The following is a 17,463-nucleotide window of genomic DNA, read 5'->3' on the forward strand; positions in this document are numbered from 1 at the left end:
GGGTAATCTTGAGCATCAGCAAGAAGTCAGCCGAAGGAGGGCCCGGATATCGGGCCGGCTGGCCTTGCCCTTCGTACCGGTCAGAAAAGTGTTCCAGCCGAGCCGCTTGCGATCCTGTCCTCGGGTCCGCAAGGTCAGCGGCTTGAGGCATGGCTTGTCCAGCAAGAGCCTGATCTCGTACTGCACGGAAGGCACGGCAAACAGGCTGATCATCTCCTTCAACGCAGCGTGACACCGGCCCCGCGGCAAGAACGCCTGCGCCCGTTCATGATCCAGGGGACCGATGTGGAGCCGGCCGCGCACGTCGTTGCGCCACGTGCGCGTGCCCAGCGCGGCGCCGAAGCCCAGCGTGGGATCGGTGACGCCAAGCGTGCTGCGCATCCTTGCCGGGATCGGATCCCACGCGCCGACGAATTCCTCCAGACGCACGGGTACGCCAAAATAGTCGCGGAGGACACGCTCCACGGTCGAGGCGGCGATGGGACGCGTCCTCACCGCGCCGGCGTAAAACGCGGCGACTTCCGGGGCAATCGACCCATAGGGCTTGGAGGGACCGAAATTCGTACACCGCAGCCCGCCCAGCGCCGCCAGCAGCGCAAGCAGGTTGTCCTCGCCGCGTATATTCAGACCGTGTTCGACGCGATATTTTCCCCACGCCTCATAGAACAGGCCGACGGCACGATTCGAAAACAGATCGATGAACGGTTTCCAGCTTTCGTCCGCGCCCAGGTTCGCCTTGGCCGTCGCCCGTTCGGTGTCGTGCAGGGGCAACGTGCCGCTGGCGCCGAGCAGGCCGATGAATGCGGAGGTGATGTGGATGCGCGGTATGCCCGTCGCGTCCGGCGGGTCGAGCTGCAAGCTCTCGATCTCGCTCGCGGGGAAGGCCAACGACAGGCTGTTGCGAAAGCGCAGGACGTGACCGAACGCCCGGGAATATGGAATGCCTTGCCGGCGCAGCGTCCGCACGAGGATGTTCAGCAGTTGCGCGAACCGGTATCGGTAAGGCGCATCGAGCAGGGGCTGGATCATGACAGGGGCATGCTGCCGCTTCGCGGTTTGCATCGGACTAGTTCCTCCCCGGATTGATGTGACAGGATGACGAGTTCGATAAAACTGTTCATCTGGACGTACAGCGCGAAGAACTGGTCGATGACTTGCGCGAACAGGTGCAGCCCGGCGCCGACGAACGCCTCTTCGTCGATCGTCAGGCGCACTTCGGTGCCATGTGCCAACGACGACCCGCGCTTGTGCCTGATCCATGCCGTCGCCTCCGCATGTTCCAGCCCGACGACGCCGGCGATCTGCCGTCGCGTCACCGCGGATCCGGTCACGTCGTACAACGTCAGCATCTCGCGCAGGCCCGCGGCCCCTTCTTGTGCGAGGGCGTGATGGTTGAGGGTCAGGTGCGAGATGAGGCGCCAGTGCGCCCCAGGGCCGTTTGCCAGGCGATGGGGACGCGTGGGCCTGCGCAGGAAACGTATCGGCACGCCCCGCGTCGCGCCGGGAACGGACAGGTCGCCCTCCATTGCGCCGCATTTCAACAGACAGGGCAGGTCGCGGTTGGTGCACGCGAGGTCGATCGACAATGTCGTTTGCTCGGCCGCGAGCGGCATGCCGTCGACGTCGACGAGCGCGATGTGCTTTTCGTGGCCAGGGCTGATGACCGCCAGCGTGTCGTCATGGCGCATGATCCAATAGTGCCCTTTGTGCGCATCGTGCTCGCCATGGCGGAGCGCGTAGAAGGGACGGAATTCGACCGGCGCGATGTCCCTGCCGCGCTGCTTCACCATATGGACCCTGTCGACCGAATACACCTCGTACGCCCACGCTTGGCCAGAATGCGCAAGCACTGCATATTCCGCGGTGCGCTCGCTGTATTCGATCGGAACGCCCGCTTGCGGGAACAGATTGATGACCGGAGTGCAACCGGTCAGCAGGCTGTGCGCCGTCAGGCCGGCGAGCATCCTGGCCTCGTCGGAGCCGGGCGCGATGTCCGTCAACGCCAGGTGCAACGTGAACCGCGTGCAGTCCGGAGGCACGCGTGCGCCGAGTGCCGCGAGGTCGATGTCGACGAAGTTGAATTTTTCCGGGAAGGCGAAATACTCGGCAAGGATGCGGTAGGCGCGGTGCGAGCGCGCATCGAACGGGATCAGCGCGTCCTCGTCGGCGAAGCCGCTCGCCGCGACGGGTATCGCGGCGAGCGGCATCCATGCGCCATCCGCGCCAGCCTGGACGTATGCCGCTGCCGTGCGCATGAACAGCGCGTCGCGCAGCGCGGCGCAGAACGACGCGTCGCCGTCGAGATACACGCGCAACGGGGCCGCCAGGTCCACCGGCCCCGCGGCCTCGAATTCGATACCGATCGATGCGGTGACGCCCGCCGGCAGCCGGGTCGACGAAGGCGGCCGGATGACGGCATCGAACGACGCGGACGTGATGGCGACCGGCGACGGCGTCACGTCGTACGCGGTCTGGAATCTGCAACGTACGCCCCGGACCTGCGCCGATTCGAGCACGGTCCCGCGCGGGAACGCCGCGCCGTTGCCGGCGCCGTCGGCGGGCGGCATCACGCGCGCGATCGCGCACGACGGAAACGGCCGCAGATAGTGCGGAAACAGGAGATTGAGCAGCGCTTCCGTGAATTGCGGATAGGCGTCGTCCAGGCGCTTCGACACCCGGGCGCACAGCAGGGCGACCGATTGGATCAGCCGTTCGACGTGCGGATCGTCGCACGCCTCGCCGCCGATCTGGAGTTTCGCGGCGACCTTCGGATAGCGCTCGGCATATTCGCGGCACAGCTGCCGCATCGTGACGAGCTCCCGTTCGTATTGCGCAAACAGTTCGTCCATATGAGATCGCCTACACGGCGCCGCGGACGCGCTGGATCGAATAACGCTGCAGCGACGGCTGGAACACGGCGTTGAACTGCATCGGTTCCGCGACGGGCGCGTTTTTCAGTTCGGCCGTGATCACGAAGTCGACCCGGTTGATGGCGCCCTTGCGCGGCTGCAGCGTCGCCGCGACCTTGTGCAGCCTCGGTTCATGCCGCTCGATCGCCTGCCGGACGGCGGCGCAGATCCTCTTCTGGTCCGTGTCGCTCGTCATGCACATGCCCGCGAAGTCGATCAGGCCGTAATTCACGACCGATGCGCCCACCGCAGGGTAGTCCGCCACGAGGTCGGGAAGCAGGGCGGAACGCGTATTGAGCAGGGCCTCGAGGTCGCGCGTGATGCTCTCTTTCCATGCGTCTGTGTTTCTTGCGGGGCGGCGGGAAGTCGCGGACGCGGTGGCGTCGTCGGCGTCCAAACGGTCGAACAAGCCTGGCGTGAAACGCTGCATGCTGGGGTCCTTTCAGCCGTCGCGAAGCGGAAGAAGCGTCATTATTCCCGTCTCGTGGCCGATAAAATTGCGTCCCGTCAACGGATGCATCGCCACGGGCAGGTGCCGAGTTGTTGTGTCAGGTCAACAGTCTTCGTGGAATGCCCGCCATGCTTGCCGGAGTCGAACGGGATCGAGGAGGAAACGATGAGCTTGGGAGCAAAGATTCTGTGGTCCGAGGGACTGACGCTGGGCCCCCAGCATTTCCAGCGGCAGGACCTGTACCACGAGACACGGCTGCTGCGCATGGCGTCGGCGCTCAATCCGAACTTCTGGGGTGTCCGCCTGCTGCAATGGAATATGGATGCGCTCGGCCATGACTTGCTCGAGGCGCAGGCCATGTCGCTGATTTTCCAGGACGGCGCCGTGTACGACGCGCCGGGCACGGACCTGTTGCCGGTGGCCGTCGACCTGACCCGGCTGCCCGCGGACACGGCCACCTTCACGATCTACGCGGCGCTCCCGACGATCCGTCCGCACGGCGCCAATGCGGACGAGGGCGGCCGCTATGCGCTGGCCGAATCCGAGACGTCCGACTTGTTCAGCGACGCGGTACCGATCGATGTGCCTTTCCTCAAGAAGCGCGTGCGCCTGTTGACGCACCTGGAGCCGCGCGACGGCCACCTCGCGTTTCCCGTGCTGCGCCTCCATCGCGATCCGCGTGGCGGTTTCACCGCGGATCCGGCATTCGTACCGCCGTGCGTGACGATCGGCGCCGCGCTGCCGCTGCAGCACCTGCTCGATGGCTTGATGAGCGCGCTGGCGGCGAGAATCATGTCGCTGCACGACACGCACCGGAAAACGAATGCCGCGACGTTCGAGGTGCATGCCGGCGACATCACGTCGTGGTGGATGCTGAACATCATCAGTACGGCGAACGCGTCGCTGCAGCACTGCGCCCGTGCGCGCGACCGGCATCCGGAAGTGTTGTACGAGAAGTTGCTGGCGCTGGCCGGCGGGTTGATGACCTTTTCCGACCGCTACACGACGGCGGACCTGCCCGCCTACGTGCACGCGGATCCCGGCGTCACGTTCGCCCAGCTGGATGCGGTGATCCGCGAGCTCGTCGACACCGTCATCGCGGCCAGGTATTTCGCCATTCCGCTCGTCGCGGAAGACAACCGCCGCACGCATTACCGGGGCGTGCTCGAGCCGTCGAAGCTGACGCCGGACACGCAGCTGTGCCTCGCCGTCAGCGCCGACATGCCGGCGCTCGAGCTGGTTGCAGCCGTGCCGGTCCGGTTCAAGATCGGTTCGCCCGACGACATCGAACGCATCGTGGCGTCCGCATTGCCGGGCATCGCGCTGACACACATGCCTCAGGTGCCGGCCGCGGTGCCCGTGCGGCCCGACACCTATTATTTTTCGCTGTCGACGCGCAACGGCCTGTACGAGAACGCGCTGAAGGCCGAGGCGATCGCGATCTACGTCCCGGCCGGCATGCGCGACCTGAACATCGAATTGATCGCCTACACGCAGTAAGCGCCGGCCGCCGTCAGCCGCGCACGCGCCGGTGCAGGCGCGCGAAGCTGATGGCGGCGCCCAAGAAGGCAATGGCAGCCGCCGCCGCGAGGGCGTACGTCGTGCCGTGGCGGTCGGACAGCACGAGGCAGCCGGCCACCAGCGCGGCGCCGCTGGCCTGGCCCGTCAGGCGCGCCGTGGCGACGATGCCGCTCGCGCCGCCGGCCCGTTCGCGCGGCGCGCTGCCCATGATCGCCTTCATGTTCGGCGCCTGGAACAGGCCGAACCCGGCGCCGCACACTGCCATCCGCCACGCGATGTCGATGGTAGCCGGGGCGGCCGGCATCCACAGCAGCGCCAGCACGCCGGCGCACAGCACGAGCAGCCCGAGCCCGGCCAGCAGGCCCGATTCGTAGCGGTCGGACAGGCGCCCGGACACCGGTCCCATGATGGCGACCAGCACGGGCCACGGCGTCAGCAGGAAGCCCGTCTCCACCGGAGAACGGCCGAGCACCTGCTCGAAGTGGAAGGGCAGGGCGACGAACGCGAGACTTTGTACCGCGAACGTGCACACGGCCGTCAGCGCGGACAGCGCGAAAAGCGGCCGCGCCAAGAGGTCGGTCGGCAGGATCGGCGCCGCCTGGCCGCGCTGGCGCCGCAGCAGCAGCGTGAAGCAGGCGAACGTGCCCACCGCCTCGACGGCGAGGCGCGCGGGTGCGGCGCCGTGGGCCGCATCGCCCAGCACCAGGATCAGGAGGCCGAACGCGCCCGCGTTGCACAGCGCGGCGGCCGTATCGAAGCCGTGCGCTGCGCGCGCGTTGTCGGGCAGGACGCGGCGCGCCAGCAGGAACGCGGCCGCGCCGATCGGGACGTTGATGGCAAACAGCCACGGCCACGCGGCCAGCGCCAGGATCAGCGACGCGAGCGTGGGCCCGACGGCGAACGCCACCGCCACCACGAGCGCATTGAGGCCGAAGCCCTGGCCCTGCAGGCGTGCCGGATAGATGGCGCGCATCATCGCGGTGGTCACGCCCATCAGCGCGCTGGCACCGAGGCCCTGCAGCAGGCGCGCACCCACGAGCAGCGGCAGGCTCCACGCCAGCGCGCACGCGAGCGAGGCCAGTGTGAACAGCGCCAGCCCGGCCGTCGCCACGCGCCGGTAGCCGACGCGCTCGCCCAGCGCCGCGAACGGCAGCAGCGTGGCGACCATCGCCAGCTGATAGATGTTGACGATCCAGACGGAGGCGGCGGCGCCCGCGTGCAGCTGGCGGGCCAGTTCGGGCAGGGCCGTGTTGGCGATCGCCGTGTCGAGCGATGCCATCGACACGCCCGTCATCAGCGCGACCATCGCCCAGCGGCGCTGCGCCGGCGGCAGGCCGTCCGCCGGGACGGCGGCGGGGCGGGCGGCCGCGACGGATGCGGCCGCCCGCTCAAGAACGGTATCGGTCATGTCAGTCCCTGACGACGCCCGACGGGCCGATGCGCTCGGCGTTCGGCACGTCCGAGATGCGGATGCGGATCAGGTGGCGACGCTCGTCCGTGTACGTGGTGCGGCCATGCAGCATGTGGTGGTTGTCGGCCAACATCAAGGTGTCGGTCGGCAGCTGGTCCTTGAAGCGCACGGCGTGATTCTCGGCCACGTCGTTCATCAACTCCAGCGCGGCGCGCAGTTCGGGCGTCTCCAGGTCGGGCCGCGCGGCCAGGCCCTTCTTGATGGAGTCGTAGCGCCAACGCATCGTGAAGCGCGTGCCGGGACGCTTGGCCGGGCCGAACACGAGCGCCACGTTGACTTCGACGTTGTTCTCGCCGGCCGCATAGATGGCCGGAACGCGGAACGGCACCGGCGTCGTGCTGAGCAGGTCGAACGCCTTGCGGCCCTCCTCGGTCTGCTGCAGCGCCTGATAGATGTCCTCGCCGTCGACGAGCAGCGAATGGCCGCCGTCGCAGCGCGCGGCGTTCACGACGTACAGGATGAACTGCTCTTCCGGCATCGGATAGAACGAGGAATCCGTGTGCATGTCGGCGCTGCCGACGCGCTCCGAAAACGTCGTGAAGCGGCCGTCGATTTCCTCGACGGGGCGGGCGCGCACGTCCCAGGCGACACGACCCGTGCGCTGATCCGTCGACGTCGGGTAGCCCAGCATCAGCGTGATGGCGTACAGCGCCGCGTTGCGGCGGTCTTCCGGCAGGTGCGCCAGGCCGAGGTCGTACAACACGACGCCGTGCGCCTGCAGGCCCCTGATCCCTTCCGTCAAATGGGCGAGCGTCGGCACCGTCGCCAATTCCTTGCGCAATGCGATTTCGTCCGGATGGGGATAAAAACCATTGTCATTAAAGCTATCGAAGCGATTCGACAATATTTCGAAAATGGAATCGAGATCCGAGTTCCACGAGAAGGTGCATTTCGCGAATGCGACTTTGCCAAGATAAGAAATGGACGATAGCATCAGAAGCTCCAGAAGTTGCCGTACGGAAAGATACGTATTCTAAAAGATATGCGTCGTTCGGATTGTTGTATTTCGGTGTTGATATATATTTATTTCAAACTTTTAATTCAAAAAATTTGACAGTCGCGATGTGGCGAAAACTCGACAAGAGTGAAAAATGGAGATGTGTAGACATCCCGTGTCGGGTATTATAGTTGATGTGTGGAAACATTGTAACATGAAAGCCAACATTCTAAACGGTCAAAATGAGATATTTATCAAACTTGCGTCTCGCAACGAAACTGGGAATTGCATTTGCTGCCGTGCTTGCGCTGACTGCGTTCGTCGGCGCAGTCGCGATCTGGCAACTAGCACAAGTGAATGACACCTCGATGAAATTGTCATCACACTGGATGCCGAGCATTCGTGTCATCGAGGACATCAAATCGCAGATCGCCCGTATTCGTACGCGTGAACTGCAATACGTCATTTCCAACGAACAATCGGAAATGGATAAGTACGACAAGGTCATCGCCAAGGACCTCGACGACCTGCACAAGATGCAGGACGATTACGTCAAACTGCTCGCAACGCCCGAGGAAAAGCAGATGTATGCGCAGCTGCTCGAGATGTGGGACCGCTACATGGTCGAGGACGGCAAGATCCGCGCCGCCGGCCGTGCGAATGACGACGAGTTGGCCAAGAAGCTGCTCCGCGGCGAATCGAACAAGCTGATCGTCGCGCTGCGCGGCCACGTCGACAAGATCGTCGACATGTACACGGACGGCGGCCGCGCCGCGGCCGTCGAGGGCAATGCACGTTACTCGGCGTCGCGGGTGTGGATCATCTCGCTGGTGCTCGGCAGCGTCGTGCTGGGCGCGGCCGGTGCCGTATTCATCACGGGCTGGCTGATGCGCCGCCTCGGCGGCGAGCCCGATTACGCCACCGAGATCGTCAGCCGCATCGCGGGCGGCGACCTGTCGGTGCGCGTCGAAACCCGTGCCGGTGACGAGTCGAGCCTGTTGTTCGCGATGAAGTCCATGCGTGACAACCTCGCGAAGATCGTGGGCGACGTGCGCGGCGCCACCGCGACGATCTCGCAGGCGTCCGACGAAATCGCCAGCGGCAACCTCGACCTGTCGGCGCGCACGGAGCAGCAGGCCGGCTCGCTGGAAGAGACGGCCGCGTCGATGGAACAGCTGACGTCGACCGTGCGCCAGAACGCCGACCACGCGGGCCAGGCGAACGCGCTGGCCGACACGGCCGCCGGCGTCGCCCAGAAGGGCAGCAGCGCCGTGGCGCGCGTCGTCGACACGATGGGCTCGATCCACGCGTCGTCGCAGAAGATCGTCGACATCATCTCCGTCATCGACGGCATCGCGTTCCAGACGAACATCCTCGCACTGAATGCGGCCGTGGAAGCGGCGCGTGCCGGCGAGCAGGGCCGCGGCTTCGCGGTCGTCGCGACGGAAGTGCGCAACCTGGCGCAGCGTTCGGCCGCGGCCGCGAAAGAGATCAAGGAATTGATCGGCAGCTCCGTGCAGCAGGTCGAGGCGGGCAACCTGCTCGTGGCGGAAGCGGGTGCGACGATGACCGACGTGTTGAAGAGCGTCGAGCAGATGCACGCCATCATGGCCGAGATCAGCCATGCGAGCCGCGAGCAGAGCGCCGGCATCGAGCAGGTCAACCAGGCCATCACGCAGATGGACACGGTGACCCAGCAGAACGCGGGCCTCGTGCAGCAGGCCGCCAGCACGGCGCAAAGCCTGCAGGAACAGGCGGCCGCACTGGACCAGCTGGTCAGCGTGTTCCGTCTCGATGCGCACGAAGCATCGTACGAGCCGGCCTACGAGGTGAGCATGCAACCGATGCGCGCGCTGGCGCACGCCTGAGCACACGCGATCCGGCGATGAAAAACGGCAGCCCGCGGGCTGCCGTTTTTATTTGCGCAGGAGTGCTGCTCAGCGCATTTCTTCGATCATCTTCTTCAGCTTGCCCGAGTCGGCGCAGAACGCGCGGATGCCTTCGGCCAGCTTCTCGGTCGCCATCGCGTCCTCGTTCAGCATAAAGCGGAACGTCTTTTCGTCGAGGGCGATCTTCTGGATGTCCGCCGTCGTATCCGCGACGAGCTTGCGCTCGACGGTGCCTTCGGTATCGGCCAGCTTTTGCAGCAGGTCCGGCGAGATGGTCAAGAGGTCGCTGCCGGCCAGTTCCAGGATCTGCGACGTGTTGCGGAAGCTCGCACCCATCACTTCGGTCTTGTAGCCGAACTTGCGGTAGTACTGGTAGATGCGCTTGACCGACTGCACGCCCGGATCGTCCGCGCCCTGGTAGTCGGTGCCGGTCGATTTCTTGTACCAGTCGTAGATGCGGCCGACGAACGGCGAGATCAGTTGCACGCCCGCTTCGGCGCAGGCGATGGCCTGGCACAGCGAGAACAGCAAGGTGAGGTTGCAGCGGATGCCGTCCTTCTCGAGGATCTCGGCGGCGCGGATGCCTTCCCACGTCGACGCGATCTTGATCAGCACGCGCGAGCGCTGGATGCCGGCCGCTTCGTACAGGGCGATCAGTTCGCGGCCCTTGGCGACGGTGGCGGCCGTGTCGAACGACAGGGCGGCGTCGATTTCGGTGGACACGCGGCCCGGCACGAACTTCAGGATTTCGGTGCCGAACGCGATCAGCAGGCGGTCGACGATTTCCTCGGTCGATGCGGTCGGGAAGTCGGCGATGGTCTTTTCCAGCAGCGGACGGTATTCCGGCTTCTGGACGGCTTTCAGGATCAGCGACGGATTCGTCGTCGCGTCCTGCGGGGCGTAGGCCTTGATCGACTGGAAGTCGCCGGTGTCGGCCACCACGGTGGTGTACTGCTTGAGCTGTTCGAGTTGGTTCATGATGCGGCAGAAAAGGGGAGTAGACGGATATTGTATACGGAATCAGCAGTCGGTCGCCTCGAGGAACGCCGCCACCATCGCCTCCAGGCCGGCCTTGTCCTCGTCGGAAAAGCGGTTGAGCAGCGGGCTGTCGATATCAAACACGCCGACCAGCTTTCCGTTCTTGACGAGCGGGATGACGATTTCCGAATTCGACGCCGAATCGCAGGCAATATGGCCCGGAAACGCGTGCACGTCCGGGACGACGATGGTTTCGCGCCTGATGGCCGTCGCGCCGCAGACGCCGCGGCCGAACGGGATGCGGGCGCAGGCCGGCTTTCCCTGGAACGGGCCGACGAGCAGGTCGGCGCCGTCGCCCGACTTGCTCGGGACGGTCAGATAAAAGCCGGCCCAGTTCAAGTCGGCGAGAGTGTCGTAGACGAGCGCGGAGAATTGCGCCGCGTTGGCGGTGAGGTCGCGCTCGCCCTCGAGGACGCTGGCGACCTGGCGCACCAGCAGGCCGTAGTCGGGGCGGGTGCTGCGTTCGGGATTGATGTGCATGGCGGACGGATGCGGCGTTGTCGAAAGCCGTATTTTACGGCAGCCGGCCGTTCGCTGCCGGTCGGTAAAATAGATTGTGCTTGACATCTATTTTGCGAAAATGGATTATGATTGACATCCAGTTTACACGCTCCCCACGGAGAAAGCCATGCGGGTCAACCGAATCCAGGCGGAGGAAAACCGCCAGGCCGTCATCGATGCGGCGAGCCGCCTGTTCCGCGAACGGGGCTTCGACGGCGTCGGCGTCGCCGAGCTGATGGCCGCGGCCGGCCTCACGCACGGCGCGTTTTATAAACAGTTCAAGTCGAAGGACGACCTCATCGCCCAGGCGTGCGACCGCGCGCTGGAGACGGGCATCAACGGCTGGCGGCGCGCGGCGGCCGAGGCGGGGGAGGGCGCCTATGCGGCTCTCGTGCGCCGCTATTTGACGCCGGGCCACCGCGGCCGCGTGGGCACGGGTTGCGTCATCGCCTCGCTCGGCGCCGACGCGTCCCGCCACGGTCCCGACCTGCCGCGCCACTTCGAGTCGGGCGTGAAGACGTTCGTCGACATCCTCGCCGCGGCCCTGCGCAAGGCCGATCCCGCCGCCACGCCGGACGACGCGCTGGCCGCGTTTTCCACGATGGTCGGCGCCCTCGTGCTGGCGCGCGCCGTCGACGACGACGCGTACGCCCGGCGCATTCTGGAGGCTGCTGTCGACCGCCTGCTCCCATCCACCCGCGCGTAGGCACGTCCCCCGCGCCTTCATCGAGGATCACCATGCTCTCCACACGTCTTGCGCGGCGTCTCGGCCGCCGCGGCCTGCACTACGGCTGGGTCGTCGCCGCGATCACCTTCCTGACGGCCCTGTCGTCGTCCGCCGCCCTCGGCCTGCCCGGCGCCCTGCTGAAACCCCTGAGCCATGAATTCGGCTGGAGCGTCGACCAGATCTCGTCCGCGCTCGCCGTACGCTTTGCCCTGTTCGGCCTGATGGGGCCATTCTCCGCGCTGCTGATGGAGCGCTTCGGCCTGCGCAACGTGATGGTGACGGCGCTGACCGTCATCGGCACCGGCCTCGCGCTCGTTCGCGAGATGACGGCCTTCTGGCAGCTCGTGCTGCTGCTCGGCGTGATGCTGGGGATCGGCTCCGGCATGACGGCCCTCGTGCTCAACGCCGTCGTCGCCAACCGCTGGTTCGAACGGCGCCGCGGCCTCGTGATGGGTTTATTGACCGCCAGCTCGGCGACGGGCCAGCTCGTGTTCCTGCCGGTCGGCACGTGGCTCATCGAGCATGGCGGCTGGCGCATGGCGCTGCTTCCGGTGATGGCCAGCTGCGCGCTCGTGGCCGTGCTCGCGCTGCTGTTCGTGCGCGACCATCCGCAGGAACTGGGCCTTGCGCCGTTTGGCGGCGACACGTCCGTGCCTGCCGTCGTGCCGGCCCGCGCACCGGTCTCGATCCGCACGCCGTTCACCACGTTGGCCAGCGTGCGCGCCGACCGCGTGTTCTGGGTGCTGTTCGGCAGCTTCTTCATCTGCGGCCTGTCGACGAATGGCCTGATCCAGACGCACTTCATTTCGCTGTGCGGCGACGCGGGCCTGGGTGCCGTGCCGGCCGCGTCGGTGCTGGCGATGATGGGGACGTTCGACCTCGTCGGCACGATCCTGTCCGGCTGGCTGTCGGACCGCTACGACAGCCGCTACCTGCTGTGCTGGTACTACGGCATGCGCGGCCTGTCGCTGGCCTGGCTGCCGTCGGCCGACTTCACGCTCACGGGCCTGTCGCTGTTCGCCATGTTCTATGGCCTCGACTGGATCGCGACCGTGCCGCCGACCGTCCGCCTGGCCGCGCAGGCGTGGGGGAAGCGCGCGCCGATGATCTTCGGCTGGGTGTTTGCCGGCCACCAGCTGGGCGCGGCCGTGGCGGCGTACGGCGCGGGCCGCATCCGCACGATCGCGTTCACGTATTCGCCTGCCGTCTACACGGCCGCCGCGGCGTGCGGCATCGCCGCGCTGATCGTGCTGGCGGGACGGCGCCGCGTGGCCGTCCCGGTGCCGGTGGCGGAAGGCGCCGTCAGCTGAGCGCCGTACCGGACAGCCGCGCGCGTCCGGATGCATCCAGCTTGATGTTCGCCAGCCGCTCGCCGACCCGCAGCTGCACGGATTGTCCCGGCTTGCCGCGCAGCGTGACCCGTGTGGCGCGCCCGCTGGCCCAGTCCAGGTCGACTTCGACGCCGCCGCGCGCGCGCACGCCGTGCACCGCGCCTTCCGGCCATGCGCGCGGCAGCGCGGGCAGGATGCGGATCTCGCCGCCCCACGACTGCACGAGCATCTCGAGGATGGCGGCCGAGCCGCCGAAATTGCCGTCGATCTGGAACGGCGGATGCGAGTCGAACATGTTCGGGTAGGTGCGCTCCCGGCCCAGCAGGCCGCGCAGGATGCCGTAGGCGCGCTCGCCTTCGCCCATGCGCGTCCACAGCGCCAGGCGCCATGCCGTGGCCCAGCCGGTGGACAGGTCGCCGCGCGTGTTCAGCGTCGTCTTGGCGGCCTTGATCAGATCGGGCGTGTCGCGCACGTTGATCTGCTCGCTGGGATAGACGGCGTACAGGTGCGAGACGTGGCGGTGGTGCTGTTCCGGCGCCTGGCCGTCCCAGTCCTCCAGCCATTCCTGCAACTGGCCCTGGGCGCCGATGCGGTCCGGCGCCAGGCGCGCGCGCTTCGTTTCGACCGCCTTGCGGAAGTCCGCATCGGGATCGTGCAGCTTGTCGTGCGCCGCGAGCGTCCACGCGAACAGGTCGCGCACGATCTGGCGGTCCATCGCCGGACCCGCGCACACGGCCACGTCCGGATGGTGCGTGTTTTCCGGCGAGAGCGACGGCGACGTCACGAGGCCGCGGCCCTGCGGGTCCTCGACGAGCACGTCGACGAAGAACTGCGAGGCGCCCTTCAGCAGCGGGTAGATGCGGCGCAGGTAGGCATCGTCCGGCGTGTACTCGTAATGGTCCCACAGCGTCTTGCACATCCACGCGCCGCCGCAGGGCCACATACCCCAGTTCGGACCGTCGATGGGCGCCGCCGCACGCCAGAGGTCCGTGTTGTGGTGCGCCACCCAGCCGCGGGCACCGTAGCTGTCGCGCGCGACGTCGGCGCCGTTGACGGCCAGTTCCTCGACCATCCTCACGACCGGCTCCACGCACTCGCCCAGGTTGGCCGCTTCCGCCGGCCAGTAGTTCATCTCCGTGTTGATGTTGATGGTGTACTTGCCGCCCCACGGCGGATAGATGCCTTCGTTCCAGATGCCTTGCAGGTTGGCGGGCTGGCTGCCCGGCCGCGACGACGAGATGAGCAGGTAGCGGCCGTACTGCATGTACAGCGCGGACAGTCCCGCGAGCGCGGCGTCGTCCGTCTGCGGGACGGCGGCGATGCGCGCATCGGTAGGCATGGTGGCACCCGCGTCCGCGCGGCCGAGGCGCAGCGACAGGCGCGCGAACAGCGCACGGTGCGCCGCCACGTGGTCGGCGCGCAGGCGCGCATACGGCTTGCGCGCGGCCGCCTCCATGCGCGCGCGTACGGACTGCACGGGGTCGCCGCTGGTGTCGCGGAAGTTGACGAAGCTGGTCGCGGCGCCGATCAGCAGCGTGACGTCGCGTCCGCCGCGCACGCGCAGGCGGTCGCCTTCGACGGTCACCTTGCCGTCGCCCAGCGCCATGACGCGCACGGCGTAGCGCAGCACGCCCTTGACGCCGGCGGCGTCCGCGTTGCCGCCTTCGACCAGCAGGGCGCGTGGACCGTCCGCGCGGATGGCCAGGCTGGCCGGCCGCTTGGCTTCTTCCAGATCTTCCTTCATGTCCCAGGGGGCACCCGTGGCGGCCGAGGGATCCTGCGGGGACTTGCCGTCGTAATTGGTCTTGCCGTAATCGACCTGGCGCGGGTGGCGGTAGCCGACGTCGAAGTCCAGCGTGCCGCCGCCGCTGGCCTTCAGGTGCAGCACGATCACCTGGTCGGGGGCGCTCGCGAACACCTCGCGCACGTGGCGCGCGCCGCCGCTCTCGAACTGCGTCGTGGCGATGGCGGTGTCGAGGTCGAGCGAGCGGCGGTACGCTTGCGTCGGCGTGAGTCCATGGAAATCGAGCAGCAGGTCGCCGGCCGTCCCGTAAGGCATCTGCGTGGCGGGCTTCGAGATCAGCGATTGCGCCACCAGGTCGCGCGCTTCGATGAAGCGGCCCGCGTCGATCAGCGCACGCACGCGCGGCAGCGCGGTCTTGAATTCCGGATTGTCGAAGCGGTACGGACCGCCGGCCCACAGCGTGTCCTCGTTCAGTTGCAGGCGCTCCTGCAACGGACGGCCGTACACCATCGCGCCGAGCCGGCCGTTGCCGACGGGGAGGGCTTCGACCCACGGGCCGGCGGGGCGCTCGTACCACAGCGCCAGCTGTTCACGTCCGGCGTCCGTACGCGCCACGACGGTTGCGCCGGCCAGGCCGGGCATGCCGGTCGCGGCGGCCGCAAGGCCCAGCGTACCGAGCACGCGGCGCCGGCCGGCGTTGATCTGTTGATGACCTGCTTTGCCCAATGTTGTCTCCTGTGATTGTCGTGAGTCGGTGATGCCGGGTGCGCATCGTCGATTGTTTATTATAAATAAAAATCAATCCAGGAGATTTTTTTCGTTACTTCGCGGCGGTCCGATAGTGCGTACGGGCCTCGCACACCAGGCGGTGATGCTCGTCGGCCCACGCGACGAGGCCCCTCATGGGCACGAGGAAGGAGTGACCGAGCGGCGTGAGGTCGTACTCGACGCGCGGCGGCACTTCGGGGTACACGGTGCGGCGCACGAACCCGTCTTCTTCCAGCCGCTTCAAGGTCAGCGACAGCATCTGCTTGGAGATGTCGCCCAGTTCGCGCATCAATTCATTGAAGCGCTTCGTGCCGCCTTCGAGCGCGTCGAGCACGAGGAGGCTCCACTGGTCGCCGATGCGGTCCAGCACGTCGCGGATGGGGCAGGGTTGTTCGAAGCCGCCGTCGGCAGCGAGTAAATTTGTCTTGGCCATGATGTTCCAGGGGGGGGCGGTCAGTTCGCGCTGACCTGATCACGCCGCGCTGACTTCTTGTGCGGCATGCGCAGACTAGCATAAGATGCGTCACCGGTCTTGTTTTTAGACCTGCTCTCAACCACAGACTAAAGGATACCTATGGCACGCATCGCTCTCATCGGCGCCTCCGGCAACGTCGGCACGCGCATCCTGAACGAACTCGTTTCGCGCAACCACCAGGTCACGGCCATCGTCCGCGACCCGGCGAAAGTCCCGGCACGCGCGGGCGTGACGGCGGCGCGCGGCGACGTCGCCGATCCCGCCGGCCTGGCCGACGTGCTGAAAGGGCACGACGTCGTCGTGAGCTCGGTGCGCTTCCTCGACAGCGATCCGCAGGCGCTGATCGATGCCGTGCGCGCGGCCGGCGTCAAACGCTATCTCGTCGTGGGCGGCGCCGCCAGCCTGTTCGTCGCACCGGGCAAGCGCCTGCTCGACCAGCCCGATTTCCCGGCCGCTTACAAGGACGAGGCGACGAAGGGCGCAGTCTTCCTCGACGCGCTGCGCGGCGTCACCGACCTCGATTGGACGTTCATCTCGCCATCCGCCCTGTTCGTGCCGGGCGAGCGCACCGGCAAGTTCCGCCTCGCGAAGGACGAGCTGCTGGTGAGCGAGAAGGGCAGCACGATCTCGTACGAAGACTATGCCGTCGCGCTGGTCGACGAGATCGAGAAGCCGGCGCACGTGCGCGAGCGGTTCACGGTCGGGTATTGAGTCAGAACGTCGAGCAGTTGAAGAAGCCGCGATGGCCGAAGCACGTGGTCGTCGTCGGCGCCGTCCGGTAGCGCACGGCATTCCGCGTATCCAGCGCGAGAATGCACGAGCGCCACTGCTCGGAGTCGCGCGCATTGCCCAGCCGTTCGCAGGCCGGCCCGTACACCGCGATCATCTCGTCCACTTCGCGCTGCTGCTGTGCCGCGCGGTCCGCCTGCGTTGCGCAGCCGCCCAATAGCAGGGCCAGCGCCAATACCGTTGTCGTACGCATGATAGATCCTCCTTCCGCCTTTCCGCACCGGGCGCGGCGCGATGGCGAATAATGCGTGTTCCCCGGTTGATGCCGGTTCGATGGCACAAGGTTCTATCGGATGTGCGGGCGCGACCGCCCGACAGGTCGCGTCAGGTCTTTTTCGCCGGCTGCCACTCGTCGAGCCGCCGCCCCTCGGCGCACGCCTCGATCAGCCGCTCGAGCCGCGCGGCCCGCGTCTCCGGCTTCTTCGCGCTCGTGACGACGTGCGCCATGCGCTTGCGGTAGCCCGGCGGGCAGGCCTCGAAATACGCCCACGCGGCCTTGTGGCGCTTGAAGCGCGCGATGTGCTCGGGTTCCAGTTCTGCAGGCGTCTCGCGCTCGTGCGAGTACACGCGCGAGCGCGCTTCCGAACGCTGCGCGAACGCGGCTTCGCCGGCTGGCGTCATCAGGCCTTGCTCGCGCAGCTTCGCGACCTTGTCGATGTTCACGGCGCTCCAGATCGAGCCCGCTTTGCGCGGCGTGAAGCGGATGGTGTACGTGTCCTCGTCGATGCCCTTGCGCACGCCGTCGATCCAGCCGTAGCACAGCGCCTGGTCGACCGAATCGGACCAGCGCATGCACGGCTTGCCCGTGCCGACTTTATGAAAACCGACGAGCAGCTCGCGCGCTTCGTGCGCGTGTGCCGCGAGCCAGGTGCGGAAGGCTTGTGCGTCCGCGAAGAAAACGGGAGAGGTCAT

At 66.8% G+C, this 17,463-nt stretch carries 16 protein-coding genes; 5 read left to right on the forward strand and 11 right to left on the reverse strand.

All coding sequences use genetic code 11. The features are described from left to right. Nucleotides 1-15: 15 nt before the first annotated feature. From tssG to tssE, 3 genes are read right to left on the reverse strand one after another with little or no spacing between them, the layout of a single operon-like run. A complete protein-coding gene (tssG, locus tag NX784_RS07395) occupies nt 16-1,029 on the reverse strand; it encodes a type VI secretion system baseplate subunit TssG (protein ID WP_258816014.1) in 1,014 nt (337 codons plus the stop codon). Further along, complete coding sequence (gene tssF / locus NX784_RS07400; RefSeq protein ID WP_258816015.1) at nt 1,026-2,849, reverse strand: type VI secretion system baseplate subunit TssF; 1,824 nt, start codon at nt 2,847-2,849, stop codon at nt 1,026-1,028. The genes tssG and tssF overlap by 4 nt, the downstream gene beginning before the upstream one ends. Before the next feature lie 10 nt (nt 2,850-2,859). Further along, nucleotides 2,860-3,339, reverse strand: coding sequence for a type VI secretion system baseplate subunit TssE (tssE, locus tag NX784_RS07405; protein ID WP_258816016.1), 480 nt, complete (start codon nt 3,337-3,339; stop codon nt 2,860-2,862). 186 nt (nt 3,340-3,525) lie between these two features. Between tssE and tssK the strand changes: the two genes are divergently transcribed. Continuing rightward, entirely contained in the window at nt 3,526-4,860 is a 1,335-nt protein-coding gene (tssK, locus tag NX784_RS07410; RefSeq protein WP_258816017.1) for a type VI secretion system baseplate subunit TssK, read from the forward strand. Nucleotides 4,861-4,873: 13 nt separating this feature from the next. On the opposite strand, the gene NX784_RS07415 is transcribed toward tssK, so the two are convergent. Continuing rightward, a complete protein-coding gene (locus NX784_RS07415) occupies nt 4,874-6,289 on the reverse strand; it encodes an MFS transporter (protein WP_258816018.1) in 1,416 nt (471 codons plus the stop codon). A gap of 1 nt (nt 6,290) precedes the next feature. Beyond that, nucleotides 6,291-7,133, reverse strand: a complete 843-nt coding sequence (locus tag NX784_RS07420) for a TauD/TfdA family dioxygenase (protein ID WP_258816019.1) — start codon at nt 7,131-7,133, stop codon at nt 6,291-6,293. A gap of 398 nt (nt 7,134-7,531) precedes the next feature. Here NX784_RS07420 and NX784_RS28800 point away from each other — a divergent pair, with 398 nt between their 5' ends. Continuing rightward, the gene (locus tag NX784_RS28800) at nt 7,532-9,157 is read left to right on the forward strand and encodes a methyl-accepting chemotaxis protein (protein WP_307735919.1); all 1,626 of its coding nucleotides are present in this window, start codon (nt 7,532-7,534) and stop codon (nt 9,155-9,157) included. A 69-nt stretch (nt 9,158-9,226) separates the two neighbouring features. On the opposite strand, the gene tal is transcribed toward NX784_RS28800, so the two are convergent. Together tal and msrC are read right to left on the reverse strand one after the other, a co-directional pair. Further along, nucleotides 9,227-10,156 (reverse strand): transaldolase, encoded by a 930-nt coding sequence (tal, locus tag NX784_RS07435; protein WP_258816020.1) that lies wholly within the window; start codon nt 10,154-10,156, stop codon nt 9,227-9,229. 42 nt (nt 10,157-10,198) lie between these two features. Beyond that, nucleotides 10,199-10,696, reverse strand: a complete 498-nt coding sequence (gene msrC / locus NX784_RS07440; protein WP_258816021.1) for a free L-methionine (R)-S-oxide reductase MsrC — start codon at nt 10,694-10,696, stop codon at nt 10,199-10,201. 148 nt (nt 10,697-10,844) lie between these two features. Here msrC and NX784_RS07445 point away from each other — a divergent pair, with 148 nt between their 5' ends. After that, on the forward strand, nt 10,845-11,423 hold the full coding sequence (locus NX784_RS07445; RefSeq protein WP_258816022.1) for a TetR/AcrR family transcriptional regulator: 579 nt from the start codon (nt 10,845-10,847) through the stop codon (nt 11,421-11,423). Between the two features lie 32 nt (nt 11,424-11,455). After that, entirely contained in the window at nt 11,456-12,754 is a 1,299-nt protein-coding gene (locus NX784_RS07450) for an MFS transporter (protein WP_258816023.1), read from the forward strand. On the opposite strand, the gene NX784_RS07455 is transcribed toward NX784_RS07450, so the two are convergent. Together NX784_RS07455 and NX784_RS07460 are read right to left on the reverse strand one after the other, a co-directional pair. Further along, nucleotides 12,747-15,245 (reverse strand): glycoside hydrolase family 95 protein, encoded by a 2,499-nt coding sequence (locus tag NX784_RS07455; protein WP_258816024.1) that lies wholly within the window; start codon nt 15,243-15,245, stop codon nt 12,747-12,749. The two genes, NX784_RS07450 and NX784_RS07455, sit on opposite strands and share 8 nt — an antisense overlap. 94 nt (nt 15,246-15,339) lie before the next feature. After that, nucleotides 15,340-15,720, reverse strand: coding sequence for a winged helix-turn-helix transcriptional regulator (locus tag NX784_RS07460; RefSeq protein WP_258816025.1), 381 nt, complete (start codon nt 15,718-15,720; stop codon nt 15,340-15,342). A gap of 141 nt (nt 15,721-15,861) precedes the next feature. Here NX784_RS07460 and NX784_RS07465 point away from each other — a divergent pair, with 141 nt between their 5' ends. Next, entirely contained in the window at nt 15,862-16,473 is a 612-nt protein-coding gene (locus NX784_RS07465) for an NAD(P)-dependent oxidoreductase (protein ID WP_258816026.1), read from the forward strand. Nucleotide 16,474: 1 nt separating this feature from the next. On the opposite strand, the gene NX784_RS07470 is transcribed toward NX784_RS07465, so the two are convergent. After that, a complete protein-coding gene (locus tag NX784_RS07470) occupies nt 16,475-16,744 on the reverse strand; it encodes a hypothetical protein (RefSeq protein ID WP_258816027.1) in 270 nt (89 codons plus the stop codon). 131 nt (nt 16,745-16,875) lie between these two features. Beyond that, the gene (locus NX784_RS07475) at nt 16,876-17,463 is read right to left on the reverse strand and encodes a YdeI/OmpD-associated family protein (RefSeq protein ID WP_258816028.1); all 588 of its coding nucleotides are present in this window, start codon (nt 17,461-17,463) and stop codon (nt 16,876-16,878) included.

Source organism: Massilia pinisoli (assembly GCF_024753285.1).
Taxonomy (GTDB): domain Bacteria; phylum Pseudomonadota; class Gammaproteobacteria; order Burkholderiales; family Burkholderiaceae_D; genus Telluria; species Telluria pinisoli.

Excerpts from the sequence above, each read along its gene's own strand:
- tal (WP_258816020.1), bottom strand. The coding sequence starts at position 10,156 with ATGAACCAACTCGAACAGCTCAAGCAGTACACCACCGTGGTGGCCGAC.
- tssF (WP_258816015.1), bottom strand. The coding sequence starts at position 2,849 with ATGGACGAACTGTTTGCGCAATACGAACGGGAGCTCGTCACGATGCGG.
- tssK (WP_258816017.1), top strand. The coding sequence starts at position 3,526 with ATGAGCTTGGGAGCAAAGATTCTGTGGTCCGAGGGACTGACGCTGGGC.
- msrC (WP_258816021.1), bottom strand. The coding sequence starts at position 10,696 with ATGCACATCAATCCCGAACGCAGCACCCGCCCCGACTACGGCCTGCTG.
- NX784_RS07450 (WP_258816023.1), top strand. The coding sequence starts at position 11,456 with ATGCTCTCCACACGTCTTGCGCGGCGTCTCGGCCGCCGCGGCCTGCAC.
- tssG (WP_258816014.1), bottom strand. The coding sequence starts at position 1,029 with ATGATCCAGCCCCTGCTCGATGCGCCTTACCGATACCGGTTCGCGCAA.
- NX784_RS07460 (WP_258816025.1), bottom strand. The coding sequence starts at position 15,720 with ATGGCCAAGACAAATTTACTCGCTGCCGACGGCGGCTTCGAACAACCC.
- NX784_RS07475 (WP_258816028.1), bottom strand. The coding sequence starts at position 17,463 with ATGACCTCTCCCGTTTTCTTCGCGGACGCACAAGCCTTCCGCACCTGG.
- NX784_RS07465 (WP_258816026.1), top strand. The coding sequence starts at position 15,862 with ATGGCACGCATCGCTCTCATCGGCGCCTCCGGCAACGTCGGCACGCGC.
- NX784_RS28800 (WP_307735919.1), top strand. The coding sequence starts at position 7,532 with ATGAGATATTTATCAAACTTGCGTCTCGCAACGAAACTGGGAATTGCA.
- NX784_RS07445 (WP_258816022.1), top strand. The coding sequence starts at position 10,845 with ATGCGGGTCAACCGAATCCAGGCGGAGGAAAACCGCCAGGCCGTCATC.
- NX784_RS07470 (WP_258816027.1), bottom strand. The coding sequence starts at position 16,744 with ATGCGTACGACAACGGTATTGGCGCTGGCCCTGCTATTGGGCGGCTGC.
- tssE (WP_258816016.1), bottom strand. The coding sequence starts at position 3,339 with ATGCAGCGTTTCACGCCAGGCTTGTTCGACCGTTTGGACGCCGACGAC.
- NX784_RS07415 (WP_258816018.1), bottom strand. The coding sequence starts at position 6,289 with ATGACCGATACCGTTCTTGAGCGGGCGGCCGCATCCGTCGCGGCCGCC.